Here is a 22,440-nt window from a genome sequence, read left to right on the forward strand (position 1 = left end):
CTCGGAGGTCGCGGGCTCCTCGGGCGGGATCATCGAGTTGTCGCAGCGGCCGACGATGACGCGCTTCAACGGATCCCAGTCGTTCCAAGAGTTGACTATCTTCGCCATGACAGTCTCCTTTCTGGAAGGCGGCGCCTTCCAAGTTAAAAGTGGCGCACTACTTGATGCAGCTTCCCGACATGAGTGTCGCGGCTGCAGGAACGCTGTATGGGGTGAAGCTTCGTCATGATGACTGCCCCGATTCCTCCGTGACATTTCCATGTCAGTTTTGCCCTTGAACAAGGTATACCACCATTTTTGTTCAAGTGCAACATTTTTTTACGAATGAATTTGTACACTTTGGGTTTGATTTTTGTTCAAATGCACAATTTTTTGATAAGCAGCGATATCATCATTTTATGCATTTCGGCTTTAATTATTGGATAGAGCAGCTAAATTTTACGAAGCCTTCTCATGTTCTACGAGAAAACGGACGCGAACATGCGCAATGGCGGATGTTGCGCGGCATCCGCCGCGCACGCTGTTTTTTGCACAAGCAGCGAACCTGTCGGCTACGCGCCGAAATTGTGTTTTTTACCCCGCCGGACCGAGCTTCTTGATCGCGCGGTACGCAGCGCCGTACATGCCGCAGTCGTTTCCGAGAGCGGAAGCCACGATCGGCGTCGAACGGCAGACGTCGAGCGCATAGCGCTTGTAGCGTTCGCGCACGATATCGATGAACGAATCCGCCGAGACCGACAAGCCTCCCCCGATCACGAACAGCTCGGGGTCGAGCAGGCAGGCAATTTGGGAAAGCCCGAACGCCAGCCGATCGGCAAAACGCTCGATCGCCGCCTTGGCTGCTTTATCCCCCGCATCGGCCGCCACGAACACTTCTTTCGCATCGGCGTAGCCGCCCTGTCCATCGCTTGAGTATTCGCCCGCCATGCGCACGAGCGCGCCCGCCGAAGCGAACTGCTCGAGGCATCCCGCTCTCCCGCAGCCGCAGACGAGATCGCTTCCCGGATCGACGCACAAATGGCCTATCTCACCCACGGCCCCGTTGTTGCCCGAAACGAGCTTGCCGTTCACCACGATGCCCGCACCAACACCTGTACCCAACGTGAGCAGCGCGAACGTCTTAACGCCACGTTCGCCGGCACTCCCCCTCCACATATCGCCGAGCACCGCCGCGTCAGCGTCGTTCAAAACGCATACCGTTGCACGGCCGAACTCGGCGTGGAGAAACGACTTATACGCTCTGAGATCGAGATCGATGTTGGGGCAGAGCCTGAGAGAGTCTTCCGCTGCAACCGTTCCCGGCACCGCCAACCCGATCGATACGATCCTGTTCGCATCGATTCCGACCCGCGACAGCATGGCACCGTATCCCTCGGAGAGCTTTGCGTACGATCCGTCGGCGCGCACGGGCACCGAGGCGAACGCATGGCGCGACAAAAGCACACCGCCCTCGGTGAACACGCCTACCTTCGTCGACGTTCCCCCGACATCGATCCCAAGCACAAGGTCGTCGTCGGTTTCGACCGCTTCCCCAACCGTATGGCTCACCACATCCGCACCGTCTTTCGCATCGGCACCCGAAAGGCCGATGTCCCCATTCACCGCAAACGTCCGCTGCTTGAACAGGCGCGAAGCGCCCATCACGATCGCAAACACACCTATCGAATCAATGAGCTTGTCAAACGCTATCGCAAGGAAGCAGGCAAGCGGAGCAGGCACCGCCCAGCCCACAAGAGCTTCCCAATAGCCGACGGTACCCGCAAGCGTGGGCACGCCGCCATCGAACGCATAGCTCAAGCACGTCGACAGAGCCGCGCTTACAACAACGAGGAACACCAGGGCAATTCCGATCGAGCGCAGGGTAATAGCCCTTCCCTTGGCGAAGAGAATACCATAGACCAGCGCAACGATAGCCGACAGGGCGAAGTACAGCAGATTGCCCGCGTTCTGAAACACGATCGCCAGATACAGATTGTCTGCAAACCCGACGATGAGGGCCGCTGCCGGCTCGAGGATGACGGCAACGAGCGCGGTTCCAGCCGTATCGAGCCATACCGGCAGCCCGAGCCAACGGACGAGGTCGTACAGCACGATATCGAGCACGACGCCGAGCGCCATGACCGCCGCGTAGTAGACGGCCTTGGGATGGGCCCTCGCGTAGGCCCGTACGCTTTCATACGAGCCGAGCGATTTGCCCTTGTAGCGCCCCGGCAGCGCCGTATGGAAGTAAGCCACATGGTCGGCTTGGCTCTTGCGCACCTCTTCGAGGTAGCCGCCCGTGATGATGCCGGCAGGAAGCGCGATCACGGCAATGCCGAACAGCGAGGACACCATCGAAATACCCCTGCCGAGATCGGTGAGGGGCGATACGTCCCCGTATCCGACCGTGGTCAACGCCGTAGTTGCCCAGTAGAGCGCCTCAAAGAAATGGTCGAACGTATCGGGTTCGTTCACGAACATGATAAGGCCCGAAACGAAAATGTATGCAACCGCCACCATGAGCACCGAAAGCAGCGTTTTACGCTCGGCCTTAAACACGTTTCCCACGATCATGAGGTTTTTGGAATAACGGAATATCTTGGCAACCCGCAACACGCGAAGGAACCGAAACGTCTGCGGAAGAATGCCGAGCGACGGAAGGATGGCGAGCAGATCGATGATGGCGAGCGGCGTGAACGGATACTTCGCGAACGCCTTCCACCCCCGCTGCCCCGTTTTGAAATCGTTGGTCATCCACCTGAGAACGTAGTCGAAGAACAGAATGTACACCGTCACCACATCGAGCATGGTGAGCACGCCGTCCTGCTCCTTGAACATAAGCGGAACCAAACTTGCGAGGGCAACGATGACGATGAAGATATCGTATGCGCGACTGAGGGCGTCGCCTGGCTGCGCGCGCTGCACGATTTCATATATGCGTTTTCTCATTCCGACCGTTAACGGAGCAATACGAACGGTGCTCCCGTTCCCCCTTATGCAAAGCAGTAACGTTATCATTCGATGCCATGATACCGTTTACCGCTTTCGCGGGAGAAGAAAGGCGCTGCTTCAACTGCTGCTTGCAGCAGACGCGGCAAGCGGTGAACTTCAGCGGACGAGCGCTACTCGAGCAACACTCCATCGGTGCCGATGGTGCGCACGACAACCGGAACCGCCTTGCCGCTCGCCGCTACGGCATCGCGTACCGCACGCTCGATGCCGCCGCAGCACGGCACGCTCATGCGGGCGACCATGACCGATGCGATATCGTTCGCCGATACGATTTCTGTCAGCTTTTCGGTGTAATCGACCGCATCGAGCTTCGGGCAACCGACAAGCGTCACCCTTCCGGCCATGAAATCCCGGTGAAACGCCCCGTAGGCGAACGCCGTGCAATCCGCTGCGACGAGCAGATCGGCACCGGCGAAATACGGCGCCGCCGGAGATACGAGTTTGATTTGCACCGGCCATTGGCGAAGCTCGCTTACGTTTTCGGATTGCCGCCGCCCCACTGCAGCCGCGGTTTCGCGCGACCCGAACGAACGTGCAGCGCTGCCCGGGCACCCATGGCGCACGGCCTCCTTCTCGCGCTGGGCCGCCGCAACGGCAGCTTCGTCGTAGGGCGCGGCCATGCGCTCCTCGAACGCAATCGCTCCAGTCGGGCAGGCGGGCAAGCAGTCACCCAACCCGTCGCAGTGGTGCTCGAACATAAGCCTTGCCTTGCCGTCGACCAAGGCTATCGCCCCCTCGTGGCAGGCGTCTACGCACAATCCGCACCCGTTGCATCGCTCTTGGTCGATCGTGATGATCGCTCGCATTTCTTCAGTCATATGAACTCCCGACGTTCTCAGGTGGTTTGTCTGGAAGCACCGTACCATCGGGGCGTCGCAGCGTCTGTTGTTTTTCCAACGATGTGCTTGGCACGCCATCGACGCACCGCATCGGATACGGATGCGGGTGCGGGTGCGGGTGCGCATTATGCGAGCTCGGCGTTCGCTTTCTCCTCCGTCTCGAGCGCTTTGGCGAGAATCTGCATACGCGCTTCGACGTCTTCGATGATACGGCTGCAATCCTTGAGCTCGTCGTACGAATCGATTCCCTCGATCGTGCGCACAGCCTTGTATTTAAGATCATGCTCCAAGCTCGCCCAGAAATCCATCGCGATGGTGCGGAATTGAACTTCGACCGGCACGATTTCCTTCTTGTCGAGGAAATACACCGGCACCTGCACGATGATGTGGAGGCTGCGATAGCCGTTGGGCTTCGGCTCGGCGATGTAATCCTTTACGGTGAGCACGGTAAGATCGTCCTGTCGCTTCACGAGATCGAGCAGGTTGTACACATCGCTGATATAGGAGCAGATGACGCGAATCCCCGCGATGTCCATGATGTAGGATTCCATGTCCTCTATGGTCGTCTGCTTGCCGTAGCGCTGCAGCTTCTCGAAAATGCTCGCCGGTTTTTTGAGACGCGATTCGATATGGTGGATGGGGTTGCGGTTCTGCTTGGCGTTGAGGTCTTGGTCGAGAATCTCGAACCGTACTTCCATCTGGCGCATGGCCGCATGGTACTTCTGCATGATGCCGCGCGTTGCGCTCTCGAGGCTGCGAAGTCGTCCGATGTCGTCGATCGTCAGATTGCGCGTTTTCAGAATCTCGCTGCCTTCGGCCACCGAAAGATCGAGCTTCGGTTCGACAGTTGCCGCTTGTCCCATGTGACCCGCCTATCATGTATACGTTGCGCGGAACGCGTCCGTGCGCGAATATGCGTCAGCAACCACTAGGATACCGAAGTCCGACCGTTCACGGTCGGTTTGCAGCCAATTGTCAGCAAATCTTTAGGATTGTCGGGATTACGAGTAGCCGCCAAACCGCACCGGTCACTCGGGCAGACAGCCCGCTTGATACACCACGACCTTGTTCTTCCCCGTCCGCTTTGCGCGGTACAGGGCATCGTCGGCCTTGACGAACGCATCGCGATAGGTCAGGTCGTCCTCTCCGACAACGTGCACGCCCACGCTCAAAGAGGGAGCGCTCCCAAGGCCCGGCAGCCGGTATTCGGAAATGCGCCTCACGACGCCCTCGATCTTGCAGAGCGCAACGTCGAGATCGATGTTCTTGAGCAGCAGCACGAACTCGTCGCCGCCCACGCGGCCGATCACGTCGGTTTCTCGGAAGCTCGACCGCAGCACGGTGCCGACTTCGTGCAGAAGGGCATCGCCTTCGATGTGGCCGCACGTATCGTTCACCGCCTTGAAATCGTCTAGGTCGAGCACGGCGCATACGCTGCGCCCGCGCAGCAGAGGATCGGCTAGAGCGAGGTTGACGAGGTCTTTTGCCGTTGCATGGTTGGTAAGGCCCGTCGTTTCGTCGAGCTCCGCCCGCTTACGCAGATCGAACTCGTTTTGAATATCTTCGATCAAACCTACGAGATGCCACGATCCGTAATCGTCGCTGACGACGAACAGATTGGTCCGATACCAGGCGTACCCCTTGCCGTAGTAGTCGGCTTGGTATTCGATCGCGCCGCTGTCAGCGCCCTCGCGCACCCGCTCGAACATGGTGCGCACGGTTTCGATGCTATCGGGATGCACGACACCGAAACGCTCGTCGACAAGCGTCTCGTAGTAGCGCGGAATGACCTGCGCCTCCATGCCGGTTCCGCTGCGATCGATATAGAGGAGCACCGTATCGGATTCGAAATCGTAATCGAAGCTGATGGCGTGGGTCAGCTCGCTCAGGATACGGTACCGCTCGTTGAGCCACGAGGCAGAGCGCCGCTCGCGCACCCCGTCGGTTACGTCGGTTGCGACCACGTAGAGCACGACGCCCTCTTCGTCCGAGTTTCCGACGCCCTCGCGAAGCGCCCTGCCCTGCAAATGTATCGTCGCGGAAGATCCGTCGCCCTGCTCGACCTCGAACTCGATGTCTATACCATCGGCGATCAGCGATTCGATCCCAAGCTTCTCCCCTCCCTCGCCGACCACATGCTGCAGCGAAGCAGGTTGATGGGAAAGGATCATCCCTCCCAAATCATCGCGGACGCTGCCGAACATCGCATGCATGCGATCGCTCAGATACTGCGGAAACACCCCATGAGCGGTGCATCGGTAAACGCCGACGCCTACCGGCAGTTTGCCGACGATGTCTGCAATACGTTCGTCGGTTCTCCGGTCTTCGGCCGATACGCGCTCGCTCACATCTTTGTTGCACCACAAAACGTAGCCGTCGGACATCCGCAAAAACGTCGTCTGACACCAGAGGATACGATCGCCCGATTGCAACCGGTACGAGAGGGTGATCGGATCCTCGGCATCCATGTTCGCACACGCTTCGACTGCCGCGCGCAGCTGCTCGCGCTCGGTCCGATCGGGGATATGCTTGCTCCATCGTCCAAGGGATTCCTCCACGGGAATCGACTTCGAATCGGTCGAGGGTCTGTGCGCCGAATAGATGAGGCGGCACAGCCCTTTCTCGCAATCGTATTCGATGACCTCGTCGTACACCGAGCACAGCACGCCGGCATAGCGCTGCATATCGCGCTCGTGCTGCTCGACGCGACGGTGGGATACGTCGTTGAACGCCGCCTGCACGATCCTTTCGCCGTCTTCTCCCTCGGTAAACGAAGAGTTCCCCTCGATCCAGATCGTCGATCCATCGCGGCGGGTCGCTTGGCAGGTGAACGGCACAATCGCCGTTCCGTTTCTCAGGCTCTCGATCGCCGCAAACTGGGCCTGCCTGCTCTCGGGGAAAAGCGGGCCGAAAATATCATCGCCTACCATATCGAAGAATTCTTCGCTGTTCGCACAGCCGAAGATGTCGCACCCCGTCCGGTTGATCGACACCAGTTCGAGCTTGTCTTCCACAGTGTAGCGAATGATGCCGCAGGGCATCGCATCGTACAGACGCATCTGCATCGTTGCCTGTTGCCTGAACTTGCGCTGCGCTTCCTGATCTTTGGTCACATCGGTTAGAACGGCGACGATGCACATGGCGGTGCCGCTGCGGTACATGACCGACGATGACACGTGCACCCAGCGAAATCCGCCCAATCGGCTGATGATGCGCACCGTGGCCGAAAACCGCTCGTTACCGCCGAACAAGCTTTCGACGCACGCCTGGATAAGCCGTCGATCTTTCTTGACGACAAGGCCCCTCACGTCGGGCTTCGCGAGTTCGACGTATTGCTCGCGCGTGCAATCCGACAACTCGGCTGCAGCATCGCTGAAATCGAGCAGACGTGCGGAACCTTCGTCGATCTCCATGAACAGGATTCCGCCTGGAACGCTGTCTATCGTCGCACGAAGTCGATCACGGAGCACCTGCTGCTCGGTCGTCTCTTCGAACTGTACGAAAAACGAATGCACATCGGATGCGCGGGCAAGCGGCTTCATGCGAATGCCCACCCAAAGCACCTCACCGTCATGGCCCTGCATTCTCGCTTCGTACTCGCCCGTACCTCCCTCGGCAACCAGCCGAGCGAACAGCGCTTTAACCGATAGCGCATCCGAAGGAGAAAGCATGTCGAAGAACCCCGCAACGTCTTTCGCGCTGCCGCCGAGGCGATTGCCGAACCAACGCTGAAAGTCTTCGTTGCCACGAATCACTTCAATCGATTTGTCGGCAGGGATGTATTCGGCAAGAACCGCCGGTCCGACGAAACGGTTGAAAAGAAGCGCGAAGTGAGAACCCGCATCCCAGATGTCTTCAGTCCCCACCCCCTCATCGGAAAGCGGCGTCTCGTCACCGGCCTCGGAAGCCCGCATGCGCAACATTTCCTCGAACGACGAACGGTCGATCGGCCGCGCGAACAGATAGCCCTGCATGATGTCGCAGCCGATGCTCGCAAGATATTCCGCCTGCTGCCGCGTTTCAACCCCCTCCGCGATAACGGGAAGATCGAGCCAGCGCGACATGCGCACGATAGACGCGAGAATAATGCCGCCCCGCGTTTCATTGCTTGCATCGAGAAATCCCAGATCGAGCTTGAGAATATCGACGGGGACATCGTTGAGCGTATTGAGCGAAGAGTATCCGCTGCCGAAATCGTCCATAGCCACGACAAAACCAGCGCTTCGCAACGCATCGACCACGCCGATAAGCTGCCTCGGCGCCTCCATGTAGGCGCTTTCCGTAATCTCAAGATGCAGCAAACCCGCAGGGATACGGTATTTTTCCACCAAGGAGCCCAGGTAGGAGCAGAGGTCATCGCGATATATGTCGACGCGCGAGAGGTTGACCGAAAGCCTCGGCACCGTTTTCATCCCCTCATCGTCGAGCCACTGGCGAAGCACCCTGCACGTTTCTTCCCACAGGTAGTAGTCCAACTGCGCGATCAAACCCGTACGCTCGAAGACGGGAATGAATTCAGCAGGACTTATGAGGCCCTTCGTCGGATGCTGCCAACGAACGAGCACCTCGGCGCCCGTAATGGCACCGGTGGAATAGCTGAACTGCGGTTGGAAGAACGCAACGAATTCGCCTCGCTCGAGAGCCGGGGCCATTTCGCCCGCCATCTCTTGCTCCTTGAGAAGAAGATCCCGCAGCTGATCGTTGTAATACACGCATGCGCTTGCGCCAACCGATTTCTTCGCTTCGCGCAGCGCAATGAGAGCCCGGTCGCTCATCCTCACGGCATCGAGGCTTGGATCGTCGATTACGTAGATCCCCAGGCGAACGAAGAACGTGAAATCAACCGGATAGGCGCAGAACCATTGATTGAGCGCGGCCAAGAACCGATCCGCATCGAATGCATCCGCGGGTACGCACGATATGAAATGATCGGCCCGCAATCGAGCGGCCGCCGATCCCTGCGGCAGAATATCGACGATCATGGAGCCCACGGAGGCGAGCAGCCTATCGCCCGCTTCGGCTCCGTAAAGATCGTTGAACACCTTGAAGCGGTCGAGATCGCCGTAAACGAGGATGAACGTCCTGTCCGGGTTCTCGTCAAGGAGCATCCGCACGCGACGATAGAAGCCGTCGGCATTCAACAATCCCGTCAGCGCATCGCGGTCGATCGCAGACGGGGATTCACTCGGATGAGGCTTTTTGGGTTGCCTCGTTCCGTGCGCATGTGCAGTACCCACCGGAATACGGGCCTCCTCGGTTCGCGCTTAATCCTAACTAATTAGGTTCACATATAATAGCGCTCAACGCAAAGCATAGCTATATGAATTATTTTCTGTTGTCTCGAGAGCGCAGCGTACGAAACCGCGCGGCCCGCATGCTTCCGCCCGCAGGCTCCTCCCTTTCGCCCCGCAAGTCCAGGATCCTGAAACAGCGTGGTAAACGACGCCTTATTCTCTCTCTTTCGCCTCGTCCCACAGCGCCTGCATCTCGTCCATCGAAAGCTCTTCGACCTTGCGGTTTTGCGCCCATGCGGCACCCTCGATGAACGCCCAGCGACGACGGAACTTCACGCTGCTCGCGCGCAAGGCGCTTTCAGCGTCGACGCCCATTTTACGTGCCACGTTCACGAGCGTGAACAGCACATCGCCGAATTCGAGTTCCACCTCGGCCTTCGCGCCTTCGGTAACCTTGCCTTTATCGGTTTTCGGCGCTGAGGCAAACGCATCGCGCAGCTCGGCAATTTCTTCGTCGACCTTTCCCCATACGTCTTCGAGCGTATCCCACTCGAACCCCGCCGACACGGCCTTGCGCGAGATCTTCTGAGCTTGCATGAGAGCGGGAAACCCGGTCGGTATGCCGTCGAGAAGCCCTTCGCGATCTTTGCCCCCGTCGACGGCCCGACCGTCGACGGCATTCTTTTCGGCAAGTTTGACGCTGTCCCACAACTCGAGCACGTCGCCTGCACTCTGCGCTTTCGCGCTCCCGAACACATGCGGATGGCGGCGAATCATCTTCTCGTTCACATCGCGGCAAACGTCGTCGATCGTGAACTCGCCCGCATCGGCGGCGATCTGGCTCTGCAGCACCACCTGCAACAGCACGTCGCCGAGCTCCTCGCGCAGATGGACGGTATCGCCCGCCTCGATGGCATCGACCGCCTCGTAGGCTTCTTCGATCATGTTCTTGGCAATGCTCTCGTGCGTCTGCTCGCGATCCCACGGGCATCCGCCAGGCGCCCGAAGCGCCGCTATCGTATCGACGAACTCGTCGAATTCTTCGTGTTCAGTCATAGGTACTCCTCGCTTCGCGTCTCGCATACGAGTATAACGCTCATCGTGCGCGGCCGTCCTTACTTCCCCCGAAACGTATTCGCCAGTGTGAGGAGTTCTTGGCGCTCGTGGATTCCCATCTTCTGGTAAATGTGCCTCACGTGGGTCTTTGCGGTGTTCGTACTGATGTAGAGCGTCTCTTTGATGTAGGGGATGCTCCGCCCTCGCAGCAAGAGCCCGAGCACCTCCTGTTCGCGCTGAGTCAGCCCGTATGCATCGGCGAGCAACGCCGTCTTATAGGGCGCGCCGTCGCTCTCCGATGTCTCCACCGCCCCGGGTATAACCTCCCACAGGAATCTGCTGATGTTCTGCTCCCTCACAAAGTAGATCGCGGCGAACGTGAGCAGCAGCACTTCGAGGGATACAAGATAGGGCAGCACTTCCTCGTGCATGCCCGTCGAAACGGAATGCGCGATCGCATTGCCCGCGATAACGCCGAACAAACCACCCGCCCGCAAGGCCAGCTGGCCCCATGCGAGAATCTGCACCGGCGAGTTCGTCGCATGCTTTGCCGCATAGACCGTCAAAAGCGTAATGGCGTTTTCCGCAATGAACGATGCAACGATGACCGCGATGCTGAAGCACGCGAACCTGCCGTCGAACGGAAGGATGAGCGAGAGAAACCCGATGGTCGCCGTTACGATGGAGGCGCGGAACAGCACTTCGAAATGGCAATCCTTCATGAGCTTCAAAGCCACGAACATCACGGCGAACGTGACGAACCGCCCGATGATCGACACCCAGTTGCCGAGCGTATACGAGTTGTCGATGCCCGAGAGCACATCCTGAAAGCCCGATTGCGAGAAGTTGAATCCGAAGCAGAGCATCACGACGCCGATACCGATCGGCGCGAACTGCTTGAGCGATATGTTCCGCCACGGTTTCGCCGCGGTCGCCGGTTCCTCGGATGCCCGCAACGACCATGCCCATCGAAATCCGACGAGGCACACAAGCGGCAGCACGACAAGAAGCACGAAGGCCGCCTCGTAGGGCAGCGATCCGAAAACCAGCGCGCAGACCGCATCGATGCCGATCTTTGCGAGGATAATCGTTTTCACCTTGTCGAAATCGATGGAGACGAACAGCTCGCTCCACAAAAGCCAGAACGTCTCGATGCCGATACCGCAGCACACCGCCCCGAGCGCAAGCAGCGCGAAGCTGTCGATCCACCCGTTTGCCGCACAGGTGACGAAAAGCGTTCCGAACGAAAGAGCGATAGGCACCCCTGCAACCACCGTCGGGTGCGCAGCGAGCGACGGGATACGGCGCCCGACCGCAACGAACACGGCATCGGTGAGAAAGCGGGCAACGATGATGATGGATACGAGCGCTTGAATCGAAGCCACTGCATCAACCGACGGCCCGATGCTGATATGCAGGTTGATAGCGAGCGTCATCCATACGCGCGTGAGCGCGAACGAGATGGCGCCGACGATGACCAGCAGAGCCGCTCCCCTGAAGGAGACCGTTCCTTTCTTCAGAAAACCCCACATGAAAGCCCCTCACTCGAAATGGATGACGCGCACATTGCCGATGTTTCGCATGATGCGTGCGATGCCGAACCGCATGGCGCTATGACACGCTGACTGAGCGGCGGATCGGTTGTCGAGTGCTCGGTCAAGAAAGCAGTTTCTCAGGTTGCTTTTGCAAGCATCGATCGTATTGCATTCGGCACCGTTCCGTCAACCAGGTAAGCGATTACGAAGGAGCTACAGGGATGCGTATCAACAAACAAGCACAGCAAACGAACGGCATGAGCCGCAGGGCATTCGTCGTCGGCGCGGGCATGGCTTGCGCCGGATTGGGGTTGGCGGCATGTTCGCCGGCTGCATCGGGCGAAGCGAAGGCGGAAGGCGGCGGGTCGGCGCCTGCAAGCTGGGACCACGAAGTCGACTTCCTCGTCGTCGGATCGGGAACGGCAGCCATCGGCGCCTTGGCGGCAACCGATGCCGAAGGAAAATCGGTCATGCTCATCGAGAAGTCGGATGCGCTCTTCGGCGGCACCTCCACCACCTCGGGCGGCGGCTTCTGGACGCCCATGAACCGGTGGCAAGCCGACGTCGACGTGACGGACAGCCGCGAAGCCGCGATCGCCTACATCGAGGGATGCGGCGGCGGGCGCACCGACAAGGCGACCGTCGAGGCGTTCGTCGACACCGCACACGTGATGATGTCGTGGCTGAGCGATACCACCGGCGTCGAGTTCGCTGTGGGAGGAGCGCACGACTACTACGACAACGTCGAGGGCTTCCTCAACTACGGGCGCAACTCCAAGGTGAAGAGCGGCAAAGCGGGCGATATCTGGAACGCCCTGCAGGCGAAGCTCCAGGAGCGCGGCTGCGAGATCCTCATGGGAACCGCTTTGAGCGAGTTCTATACCGATGAAAACGGTTCCGTCATCGGCGTCAAGGCAACCCAGGGCACCAAGGAAGTGAACATCAAGGCAGGTGCCGTACTGCTGGGCACCGGCGGGTTCGACCACGATCCCACGATGGTAACCGAAAACCTTCCCGCGCCCATCTACTACTCCAACGCCGCTCAAACCAACACCGGAGACGGGCATCGCGCCGCAGGCCGCATCAACGCGAAACTCGGTTTGATGAGCTTCATCTGGGCCATGCCCAACTTCTTCCCCGGCAAGCCCGACGCGTTCGACCCCTCGGCCTCAGTCCAGTTCGACATCAAAGGCAACGACTTCAACCGGTACCGCGGCTACCCCAACTGCATGATCGTGAACAGCCGCGGCCACCGCTTTGGCGATGAATCGGCAACGTATCCCGTCTACAACATGAGCATGCAGAACTTCAGCTCGGATACGCTCACCTACGAGAACATCCCCGCCTACTTCATCTGCGATTCGACCTACACCGAAACCTACAACCTTCCCAGCATGGACGAAGGCGACAACTCGTGGTTCGTCTCCGCCGACACCATCGAAGAGCTGGCCGAGAAGCTCGGCATCGACGCCGCCGGCCTTGCGGCCGAAGTCGCCACGTTCAACGGATACGCCCAAACGGGAGTCGACGAGGACTACCACCGCGGCGAGAAGGAGTCGAGCAAGAGCGCGTGGCTCAAGAACATCGACCGCCCCGATCTGGCGAACCAGATGATCGGCCCGATCGAGAAGGCCCCGTTCTACGGTGCCGTGTACCTACCCGCAATGACCGGCACCTGCGGCGGCGTGAAGATCAACGAGAACGCGCAGGTCGTCAACAACGACGGCGAGGTCATCGGCGGCCTGTACGCCTGCGGCAACTGCACGGCCTCCATCGCCGGCGGTGCCTACCTCGGCGGCGGCGCCACGCTGTGCCCCGGCGGCACCATGGCCTACATCGCAGCCCATAACGCACTCGGAATCGAATAGATCGCACCTGCCGGCGTCGGGATATCCGGCGCCGAGCATCTCGGTGCCCGCATCCTGCGGCGTTCGCCACCGGAACGCCGCAGGCCCCTGTCGGGAGCCGCCTTTGCGCGGCAACGCGGCAAGGTCTTCGCTTTTTGGCAGAAAACGCATGGTATTCGTCATCGCCCCAGCCCTCCTCTTGTAGCCGATCTACCGATCAAACAATTGATCTGGGAAAACGAACAGACTACCTGCAGCTGCCGTCCACTCGGTCGCACGAGTACCGCCGAAGCGACGAAAAACTCGCTTTTCCTGCCACAGCCGACCGTTTCGAGCAAAACGGCAATACGACGTCGGGTGCAGTTTCGATCCGTTGCGCACCGATTCCGTTTCGCAACGAGCCCCTCGTCCGCGAACCCATCCATCCTTTTCAACTCCTATGTTTCTCACTGTGCTAAGGTGTTGCAGAACACTACGCGCAAGGAGCAAACTATGCCCGACAACACCAACGATACCGTACCCGCGATCTCGCCCGAATCGCTCGCACAGATCAAGATATTCCAGCAAGGGGAAGTAACCGAGGCGGAGATATACCGCCGCATAGCCGCCCGTACAAAAGACGAGAAGAACAAAGCGGCGCTTTTGCGCATTGCCCAGGAAGAGGCGTTCCACGCCGAACGATGGCGGCGTTATACCGGCGAGGACATGAAGCCGGAGCGGGGCAAGGTTATGCTCCACACCATCATGGCACGGGTTCTCGGATTCACGTTCGCGGTAAAGCTCATGGAGAACGGCGAAGGAAACGCCCAGGACAAGTACGAGCAGCTCGCCGTCGAAGTGCCCGAGGCGATGGAGATTCGCGCCGACGAGATCGAACATGAGGAGGCGCTGCTCGAAATGCTCGACGAAGAGCGGCTCTCGTACGTAGGCTCGATGGTGCTCGGCATGAACGACGCTATGGTCGAGATGACCGGCACGCTCGCGGGCCTCACCCTCGCCATGCAGAACACGCGCCTCATCGCGCTTTCGGGCTTGATCACCGGCATCGCCGCCACCCTCTCGATGGCTTCGAGCGAATACCTCTCGACGAAAAGCGAGGGCAGGCCCGACGCGCTCAAATCGGCGAGCTACACGGGCGTAGCCTACCTGATAACCGTTGCGCTCCTGATCCTTCCCTACCTCCTGTTCGACGAGGCGCATTATCTTTGGGCGCTCGGCACGATGATCGTAATCGTGCTCCTGATCCTCGTCGCATTCAACTACTACCTCTCGGTGGCGCAGGGATTGCCATTCAAGAAGCGCTTCGGGCAAATGGCCGGCATCAGCCTCGGCGTTGCCGCGCTCTCGTTCGTGATCGGCATCATCGTGAAGCAGTTTTTGGGCGTGGACATCTAGTCCGCTTCGGGATCCGCAACCGTCGAACCGTCGACGCCCTGAACGCGCATGCTCCTGTCCTTCGCAGCCCGATACAGCCGCAGCGCGATGTAGCCGACGAAGACAACCGAGTACACCGCGACGCTCGCCTGCGCCGCAGCCCCGCCCCTGAGCGCTGCGGGGAGCAGCATGAGCAGCAGATGAACGTACACGAGGATGAAGAACGGGTACGCGAGCGTCTGGACGCGCTTCCACGTATGGAGCTTCATGCTCCGCTTGACGATGGCGAACGACGTCACCCCGAGCACAAGCAGCAGCGCGAACAGCACGAGCGCCACCGCGAGCGAACCGAGCACGACGCCGTTCATGTGCTCGGCGCCGTGCGAGAGCTGCGGCACGTACGACATCAGGTAGACCGCCATGTGCCCGAGCGACAGGATCCATGCGACGATGGAGAGCTCCGCCCGGATGGGCAGAAGGTACGTTTTCGCCTTCGACCCCTGGGCGAACACCCCGATGTACATCACGACGGTGAAAAGGGCGAGCGACAGGGTGCATTTGTGGACGAGTAACGTCAGAGCCCCCGTTATCGCCCTCGGAAACTCAATATAGTAACCGCATACGAACAGGACATCGAGAGCAACGGCGAGAGCGTAGAACAGAATCGGATACTTTTTCATCGGCTTCTTCAAAACAAGAACCGCGATAACCGTGCACAGCAATACTACGAGAAAATTCATCTCATATTCCTATCGATTAAACTCTTCCATTAGGCTAGTAAGAAAGATAGCTGCAGGCTGCGCTATGGCACCATATACGCCCCCATGGGAATGTTCGGTGGTGCGCTTCATGAACGATGGCATCCAGCGCAAGGCATGCTGTTCGAGAAACCGGGTGACCCTATCGCCCCAGAGAGTCTCGGCTTCGATATCTTCCTGCTGAATTGCCGATGCAAGGCTTCCGTAGAGAAACGACATGAATTCGAATTCGCGAAAGATGCTATCACACGGCTCGGTGCGGCCGTCTTTCGCCACGACTCCAGCTTCGCGCATCTGCGCTTCAACGTCAAGCGTAATAGAGGAACGAAACAGCGAAGGCGTTCCACCCCTTTGGTGCTCCACATGGAGGAATGGGCCCTCGTATGGGTATACGAAAACTTTAGCAGGATTAAGAAAGATCAGCGAGTACTCTCTGCGCATACGCTCGTACAAGCTCGACTCCGCTTCGGTTGCCATCCGAATGCCGGCAATCGAAGCATCAACATCCTCGCATCCCGCATCAGCCAAACACGAGGCGCAATCATCGCCAAACGATCCGTCAACCAATGCAGACACCAGCTCTTCATCGGGAAACGAAAACGCGTGCGAGAGCAACTCGCACATATCGGCTCTTCCCACAATGTTCAGTAAACGCAATTCGTTGTCCATTTAGCTTGCCCCTCACCATGGATACGCGCCACCCGGAAAATGCGTCCGAGGACAAGCCCCGGACGCAGCTATAAAAACAGGCAGTTACACGAGGTAGTAAACATTCGGTGCGGTTCCTGCGTCCTCACGCAAAAACATCGTTTCTCTACCCTCAATGGCTTTCGAGATCTCAGACTCCGGATCGTCGAGGTCTCCCCAATAACGAGCGCGGCCCGGGCAACACTGCATACATGCGGGAACCTCCCCACGATCGATGAGGTTATGGCAGAATGTGCACTTCTCGACTGTACCGCCTCGATGCGTCGGCGCATCCGCCTCGCCTACGACGATATCGAGATAATACTCCGGATCGCCGCCGATAAGCGTACGCACCTCATCATAGGGACATGCCTGGATGCACGATTCGCACCCGATGCACAGCTCGTCGTCGACCCATACGATACCGTCTTCTCGCTTTTGCGTAGCGCCGGTCGGACACACATCGAGGCAGGCGGGATTCTGGCAATGCTGGCACTGAACGGGCAGGAAACCTAGCGTGCAATCAGGATACGTCCCGCCAGCAACATCATTTGTAATGGCTCCTTTCACTACCGCTTGCCCAAACGTAGAGTAGTCTTTATCGGTTTTGGTATAAACAACGTTGTACACCAGGTCTTTCGGAAGATTGTTCGCGACCTTGCATGCCGCGGCGCACGCTTGGCATCCAAAGCAGCGATTCAGATCTATCGCCATTCCGTAACGCGTCATAGTCACTCACGCTCCCTACATCTTCTCAATCGATACAGCCACGTCATTGAAAGCCTGGTTAGCGCACACTTGGTTATATTCCCTTGAAGGAAGGCTTGCAAAGTGTCCGTCGATAAAATCGTCTTTCTGCCAGCTTCGGGCAGAGCTGATCATTCCACGCGGTAAGCCCGCATTGATGGCGACTTTCATAACAACAAAGCCCTGATCGTTAAAAAGCTTCGCGGTATCGCCTTCGGATAAGCCGAGCTCTGCTGCATCGTCAGGATTAAGACGAACAATAGGCTCCGGTTCGTATTCCTTGACGTATTCGCAATCCCACCACTGCGTATGGGTATGGGTGCGCATATGTTCTGACAGCAAATGATACGGATGGGCTTGACGGTACTCACGGTCGGCGCCGGCAAACGTCGGAGTCTCCCAATGAAGACCGCGTTCGATCGATTCGTCTATCTCTTTACCGGATACGTAAGCAGGCGTTACAGTCTCTTGATACAGGCCGATGCGGCCCGTTTCAGTTCCAAAGACTTCAGCCTGCGCAATTTTATCCCCCTCGGGATATATTCGAGCAGCCTTATCGGTCTTGAGCTTTTCCACCGTGCAGCCGACACTGCGCCAGTAATCGGAATCGAGCAGCGTTTCAAGGTATTCTTCTTCGCTGATGTTCCAGAATTCGCCGAGACCAAGCTTATCGAGTAAGAGACCGAAAATCTGGAAGTCGGGCTTCGCTTCGCCAACGGGTTCGATGCATTTATCTTGCCACAGCAAATACGGATGAGACGAGAACAGGAATCCGAGATCAACCTGCTCGAACCAATGCGCAGACGGCAGTACGATATCGGCGTGTTTGCATGTTTCCGTCATGCACATATCGGCCACGACGACAAACTCCAGCTTGTCGAACCAATTCTGCGTGTACTCATGGTCGCACATGGTCACAATCGGGTTCGAGCAATGAATGTAAGCGCTCTTAATCGTAAGATCTTCGCCCAGGAATTTACCGGTCTCGAGAACATCAGAAACCTGCACCGTATGCAACAAGTTTGCTTGACCGGGGCATGGGTTGCCGGAAGAATCGCTAGGATAGCATGCTTCCGCGATATTCGAGTACATGAGTTGCGGTAAGTACTCCTCCGACTGGCCGATGGCCGCACCGGGAGCACCAGCATTACCCGTTAGCAGAGAGACGAGGTAGACGGGCCACGCCGAGTAGTGTCCGTTACGGTAATGGTTCATGCCCATCATGATCTCAGTGGTAACCGGTCCGTCTTCGTGGTAGATTCGAGCAAGTTCGCGAATATCGTCTTCTGCAACACCGCAGATACCCGATGCCGTTGCCGGCGGATACTGCGAAATGTAGCCCATGGCGTTTTCGTAAACCGTCTGAACCTTGATACCTTCAACCTCAGTAATGCCCTCAAGCACAGGGCTTGTCGTCTCGCTGAAAGCGACAGCCGTCCCCGATGCCTCGTCCCAAACAGCAGGGGGGTCGATCACAGTTGGCTCACCCGTTGCCGGATCAAGCTCCCCTTCGGTCGGCTCAACGCCAAGATCGCTCATTCGCAAGAACTTACCGTCCTCCTTGATAAGGAGTCCGCAATTGGTTTTGTTGCGCAGCATGTCTTCGTCAATCCAACCGTTCTCAAACAACACATTGAGAACGCCGAGAGCTAAAGCCCCATCGGTACCCCCTTTGACGGGCACCCACCAATCGGCTTTCGAAGCAGTTGCGTTGTAGACGGGATCGATCACAACGAATCGGGTCCCGTTTTCTTTGGCTTCCATAAAGAAATGCATCGTATGCATAAGCGATATCGTGGGATTGTTTCCCCAAATAACTTGAGTTTTTGCGTTCTTTCGATCAGTGAGCTCATTCGCAAGATCGATCCCGCCGGTTGCGCGCTTGCTGCCGAATCCGACCGCTGCATCCACGTCGAGACTGCAATACGAGCACCCAAGCGCATTGACGAAACGCTGGTATGCCCCAGCGCCGTTGCATGAGCCGCTCAATGCAGCGTAATTGCCAGAGCCAAGGAAAAACATGATCGAGGTCGGCCCAAATTGCTCCCGATAGCCGTTCCATTTCTCGGCGATAGTATCGAGCGCTTCGTCCCAGCTAATGCGCTCGAAATCGTTCGATCCGCGCTCGCCAACACGCTTCATGGGGTAGAGTACTCTATCCGCACCGTAAATACGCCCAACATGCGTCAAGCCCTTCGTGCAAATGCGATTGTATTGCGTATCGGGCATATCGCGAGCCGTTGTACGCACCACCTGGCCATCGCGCACGTGAACGTTCAGGAAGCACCCGCCACCGCAATTCCCGCGGCATACGCCTGCATAAATCTCATCAGCGGGAATCGACTCGGGCTCTTTCACCTCTTCCAGGTTCTCTGCCTTTGGACTGCACCCGACCAAAGCACCCGCAGCCGTCAATACAGCCGCACCTTTGATAAAGCTCCTTCGGGTAAAACCATGCGCCTTTTCGTCCTGCATGCTCTCTCCTCCTATCTCAAGTCGTTAGATCGACTTCAGCCGTATCGCTTCTGTCGTCCTATGAGCTAGGCGACTTCGGCGGTCAGCCGAGGAAAACCTTTCCCCTAGTTTTCCCATATTTAAACTTTATCGAGAAGCAAGGCTTATTGCGATTAATCGAAAATAAGTTTTCGATTAAGAAGTTATTAACCTGATATTAACGGGAATGCAGCACGTTACAGGGCATCGGCCATCTTGTAGCCCACCCTCTGCACAGTGAGCAGGTACTTCGGCTCCGAAGGGTTCTCCTCGATCTTCTCGCGGATCTTGCGCACGAACACCGTGATGCTGTTCGTATCCTTGGCATCGGCGTCCCCCCAGATGTACTCCTGGATCTGGCTCCGCGTAAACACCTTGCCCGGGTTCGTAGCGAGAAAGGCCACGATCTCGAATTCCTTAGTGGTAAGCTGCACCGGGTTGCCTCTCACGAACACCTGGTACTCGTCGAAATGCACCTCGAGATCGCCGATCTTGGCCACGCCTTCGCGATTGCAGCAGTGGGCGAATTCGATCGTATCCTTATGCCTGCGAATGTTCGCCTCGATGCGCAGCAGGAGCTCGGTCGAGTTGAACGGCTTGGTTACGTAGTCGTCGCCGCCTGCTTTGAATCCGATGCTCTTATCGACGATATCGTTTTTTGCCGACACGAAAATGATCGGTATGCGCCTTCCCTCGTCGCGGATCTTGCGGCACAGATCAAAGCCGTTGATGCCCGGAAGCATGACATCGAGCAGCAGAAGGTCCGGCTTTTCATCGGTGAGCGCCTCAAGACCCTCCTCGCCGTTCATCGCTCCGCAGTACTCGTACCCGTTCGAAACGAGCAGCTCCCCTATAGCCGTGTGGAGGTTCGCCTCGTCATCGATCAACATCACCTTATACATCGTCTTCTCCTACGATCGCCTTGCGGGGGATTCGGATGATGAACGAACTGCCCTTCCCGAGCTCGCTTACAACCGAAACCGAGAATCCTTGCAGAGCCGCGTACTCGCGCACGAGGGCGAGTCCGAGGCCGCTGCCGTTGTACTTCCTCGTCGACGTGCTATCTACCTGGAAGAATCGCTCGAATATGCGTTCCTGATCTTCTTCGGCGATTCCGATGCCCGTGTCCTTCATCACGATGAGAACTCCCCCGGTTTCGCGATCGCATTCGACCATGAGGTGGATCTCACCGCCATCGGGCGTGAACTTTACCGCATTGCTTCCAAGATTTTCAAGTATACGCAGTACTTTCTCGTAGTCGCCGTTCACGAGCGGAACATCGGGAGCAACGCTCGTTCCGAACCCGACCTCGTATTTTCTTGCAAGCGGAGCGATGGTGCTTCTCACCGAAGCAACCACATCTCCCAGATCCATCGGTTCGCATGTCGCCCTCACACTGCCAGCATCGGAGCGTGCGATATCAAGCATGTTGTTGATCATGCCGAGCAGGATCTGGCTGTTCTTCTCGATCTCTTCCCACGATTGCCGTTCGGTCTCATCCCCCGATTGGCTTCGCTCTCGCGCAATCTGGGCAAACGTGATGATTGACGTGAGCGGCGTACGAAGCTCGTGGTTGACCATCGAAAGCAGATCGGATTTGAACTGCATTTCCTTTTCGAGCTTCTCATTAAGGTGCTCGAGATTGCTCCGCTGCCGCTCAAGAGCATCGTTTGCTTCACGTAAATCATGCGTGCGGTCTGCAACCTGTTCTTCGAGGTTCGAATAGATATTCCGCAGCTCTTCCGCCATGTCGTTGAACTGCACGGTGAGGCGGCTGATCTCTTTTGCCGACCGCCGCTCGTCAAGGGCAACGGCAAGAGAGCCGCCCTGCATCTCGCCGAACGCCGACTTCATACGGTTGAGGGGTCTTGTAACGAAAATCATCGTGATGGCGTACACCATGATGCCGATTACCGTTGTAAGCAGTGCGAAATATGCGATATCCCTGATCACGTTGCTGCGCATAATCTCTTGCTGCTGATCGAGCGGAATGACGATGCTAATGGCGCCGCCGACGGAATCAAGCGTCCAACCTTCCTTTTCATGACCCGTGATATCGATTTCCCCAACCGGATCGCCATGGCATTCAAGGCAGCTCTCGTCGACTTCGAGCGCCTGAACGTAGCGAAACCGCTCCACTCCCTCGAAATCAGCGATACCGTAGTATTCGGTGATCTGGGAGTTTTCGTCAAACTCCGTGAGCGCCTCCGATTCGTAAGGATCGGGTTCTCCCTGGTAGTTGCGCGGGTTGAAATTCGTATAGCGGATCGTGTAGTTGTTGTTCTTCGAAAAGATCGTGCCGACGCTTTTTCCTACAACGGCGCAGTGAAGACCTTTGAATTCGTAGATGCCATCGGAGGTGTAGTTGATCTTCCTCTGGGAATTGTCCATGAACTGCCATACCGCGTCCATCTCTCGCGCGAAGGTTCGCGCCTCTTCGAGCAGGGCCGCCTCGGTTTGCTGCTGCTGAGAGTGCACGTCGAAAATGGCAAACATGAGAAATGTGATCGCGAACGCAACCGTCAGAGCACTCAGATATATCGTCTTCAGGCTTATATTCTTCAGAAATTTCAGCATCGTGCGCACCCCCACCCGCTCGCTAAAAGAGCTTCGGACACTCTACGGTAACGGAAATGCGGAAGAATTCCAACTGTTTTTTCGCAAGGCAAAACCGGCCGGAATGCTCAGGGGGGGGCCGATCAAGATCGGCTGCGGGCGGCATCAGATGCGAACGGGATGCAGCCGACGTCGGCCGCACGCGGGATGCGATGGGACTCGCCCTTGCAAGATGATCGCCCTTCTGAATTCGATTAAATAGCTTCAACTGCCCGATTGTGCCGCAGTTTTCGCGTGGCGTTTATGGCTAGCCTTGCTAATGC

General features: G+C 57.7%; 14 protein-coding genes. 2 read left to right on the forward strand and 12 right to left on the reverse strand.

Going from position 1 to position 22,440, the window contains the following annotated elements:
• Positions 1-573 precede the first annotated feature (573 nt).
• From C1722_RS14920 to C1722_RS14945, 6 genes are all read right to left on the reverse strand, one after another.
• The gene (locus C1722_RS14920) at positions 574-2,928 is read right to left on the reverse strand and encodes an ROK family protein (protein WP_102380133.1); all 2,355 of its coding nucleotides are present in this window, start codon (positions 2,926-2,928) and stop codon (positions 574-576) included.
• Between the two features lie 173 nt (positions 2,929-3,101).
• A complete protein-coding gene (locus C1722_RS14925; RefSeq protein WP_180995292.1) occupies positions 3,102-3,809 on the reverse strand; it encodes a 4Fe-4S dicluster domain-containing protein in 708 nt (235 codons plus the stop codon).
• A 146-nt stretch (positions 3,810-3,955) separates the two neighbouring features.
• Positions 3,956-4,693 (reverse strand): GTP pyrophosphokinase, encoded by a 738-nt coding sequence (locus C1722_RS14930; protein WP_102380135.1) that lies wholly within the window; start codon positions 4,691-4,693, stop codon positions 3,956-3,958.
• A gap of 165 nt (positions 4,694-4,858) precedes the next feature.
• On the reverse strand, positions 4,859-9,067 hold the full coding sequence (locus tag C1722_RS14935) for an EAL domain-containing protein (RefSeq protein WP_102380136.1): 4,209 nt from the start codon (positions 9,065-9,067) through the stop codon (positions 4,859-4,861).
• A gap of 210 nt (positions 9,068-9,277) precedes the next feature.
• Positions 9,278-10,120 carry a nucleoside triphosphate pyrophosphohydrolase gene (gene mazG / locus C1722_RS14940; RefSeq protein WP_102380137.1) on the reverse strand — a complete coding sequence of 281 codons (843 nt, stop codon included), beginning with the start codon at positions 10,118-10,120 and terminating at the stop codon, positions 9,278-9,280.
• A 59-nt stretch (positions 10,121-10,179) separates the two neighbouring features.
• A complete protein-coding gene (locus C1722_RS14945) occupies positions 10,180-11,652 on the reverse strand; it encodes a helix-turn-helix transcriptional regulator (RefSeq protein ID WP_102380138.1) in 1,473 nt (490 codons plus the stop codon).
• Between the two features lie 224 nt (positions 11,653-11,876).
• Here C1722_RS14945 and C1722_RS14950 point away from each other — a divergent pair, with 224 nt between their 5' ends.
• Both C1722_RS14950 and C1722_RS14955 read left to right on the forward strand, forming a co-directional pair.
• Positions 11,877-13,523: an FAD-dependent oxidoreductase gene (locus C1722_RS14950; RefSeq protein WP_102380139.1), complete on the forward strand. Its 1,647-nt coding sequence runs from the start codon at positions 11,877-11,879 to the stop codon at positions 13,521-13,523.
• Positions 13,524-13,994: 471 nt separating this feature from the next.
• Positions 13,995-14,897, forward strand: a complete 903-nt coding sequence (locus C1722_RS14955; protein ID WP_102380140.1) for a VIT1/CCC1 transporter family protein — start codon at positions 13,995-13,997, stop codon at positions 14,895-14,897.
• Here the strand turns inward: C1722_RS14955 and C1722_RS14960 are convergent.
• The 6 genes from C1722_RS14960 to C1722_RS14985 form a co-directional block, all read right to left on the reverse strand.
• The gene (locus C1722_RS14960; protein ID WP_102380141.1) at positions 14,894-15,616 is read right to left on the reverse strand and encodes a ferric reductase-like transmembrane domain-containing protein; all 723 of its coding nucleotides are present in this window, start codon (positions 15,614-15,616) and stop codon (positions 14,894-14,896) included. The two genes, C1722_RS14955 and C1722_RS14960, sit on opposite strands and share 4 nt — an antisense overlap.
• Before the next feature lie 9 nt (positions 15,617-15,625).
• Positions 15,626-16,303 carry a TorD/DmsD family molecular chaperone gene (locus tag C1722_RS14965; protein ID WP_102380142.1) on the reverse strand — a complete coding sequence of 226 codons (678 nt, stop codon included), beginning with the start codon at positions 16,301-16,303 and terminating at the stop codon, positions 15,626-15,628.
• Positions 16,304-16,387: 84 nt separating this feature from the next.
• Positions 16,388-17,050, reverse strand: coding sequence for a 4Fe-4S dicluster domain-containing protein (locus C1722_RS14970; protein ID WP_102380143.1), 663 nt, complete (start codon positions 17,048-17,050; stop codon positions 16,388-16,390).
• A 15-nt stretch (positions 17,051-17,065) separates the two neighbouring features.
• A complete protein-coding gene (locus tag C1722_RS14975; protein WP_102380144.1) occupies positions 17,066-19,543 on the reverse strand; it encodes a molybdopterin-dependent oxidoreductase in 2,478 nt (825 codons plus the stop codon).
• A 215-nt stretch (positions 19,544-19,758) separates the two neighbouring features.
• Complete coding sequence (locus C1722_RS14980) at positions 19,759-20,463, reverse strand: response regulator transcription factor (protein WP_102380145.1); 705 nt, start codon at positions 20,461-20,463, stop codon at positions 19,759-19,761.
• Complete coding sequence (locus tag C1722_RS14985) at positions 20,456-22,138, reverse strand: ATP-binding protein (RefSeq protein ID WP_102380428.1); 1,683 nt, start codon at positions 22,136-22,138, stop codon at positions 20,456-20,458. The genes C1722_RS14980 and C1722_RS14985 overlap by 8 nt, the downstream gene beginning before the upstream one ends.
• Positions 22,139-22,440: the final 302 nt, after the last annotated feature.

Source organism: Raoultibacter timonensis, assembly GCF_900240215.1.
Lineage (GTDB): Bacteria > Actinomycetota > Coriobacteriia > Coriobacteriales > Eggerthellaceae > Raoultibacter > Raoultibacter timonensis.

Coding starts and splice junctions, on each gene's coding strand:
- C1722_RS14920 (WP_102380133.1), bottom strand. CDS start 2,928: ATGAGAAAACGCATATATGAAATCGTGCAGCGCGCGCAGCCAGGCGAC.
- C1722_RS14925 (WP_180995292.1), bottom strand. CDS start 3,809: ATGACTGAAGAAATGCGAGCGATCATCACGATCGACCAAGAGCGATGC.
- C1722_RS14930 (WP_102380135.1), bottom strand. CDS start 4,693: ATGGGACAAGCGGCAACTGTCGAACCGAAGCTCGATCTTTCGGTGGCC.
- mazG (WP_102380137.1), bottom strand. CDS start 10,120: ATGACTGAACACGAAGAATTCGACGAGTTCGTCGATACGATAGCGGCG.
- C1722_RS14945 (WP_102380138.1), bottom strand. CDS start 11,652: ATGTGGGGTTTTCTGAAGAAAGGAACGGTCTCCTTCAGGGGAGCGGCT.
- C1722_RS14950 (WP_102380139.1), top strand. CDS start 11,877: ATGCGTATCAACAAACAAGCACAGCAAACGAACGGCATGAGCCGCAGG.
- C1722_RS14955 (WP_102380140.1), top strand. CDS start 13,995: ATGCCCGACAACACCAACGATACCGTACCCGCGATCTCGCCCGAATCG.
- C1722_RS14960 (WP_102380141.1), bottom strand. CDS start 15,616: ATGAATTTTCTCGTAGTATTGCTGTGCACGGTTATCGCGGTTCTTGTT.
- C1722_RS14965 (WP_102380142.1), bottom strand. CDS start 16,303: ATGGACAACGAATTGCGTTTACTGAACATTGTGGGAAGAGCCGATATG.
- C1722_RS14970 (WP_102380143.1), bottom strand. CDS start 17,050: ATGACGCGTTACGGAATGGCGATAGATCTGAATCGCTGCTTTGGATGC.
- C1722_RS14975 (WP_102380144.1), bottom strand. CDS start 19,543: ATGCAGGACGAAAAGGCGCATGGTTTTACCCGAAGGAGCTTTATCAAA.
- C1722_RS14980 (WP_102380145.1), bottom strand. CDS start 20,463: ATGTATAAGGTGATGTTGATCGATGACGAGGCGAACCTCCACACGGCT.
- C1722_RS14985 (WP_102380428.1), bottom strand. CDS start 22,138: ATGCTGAAATTTCTGAAGAATATAAGCCTGAAGACGATATATCTGAGT.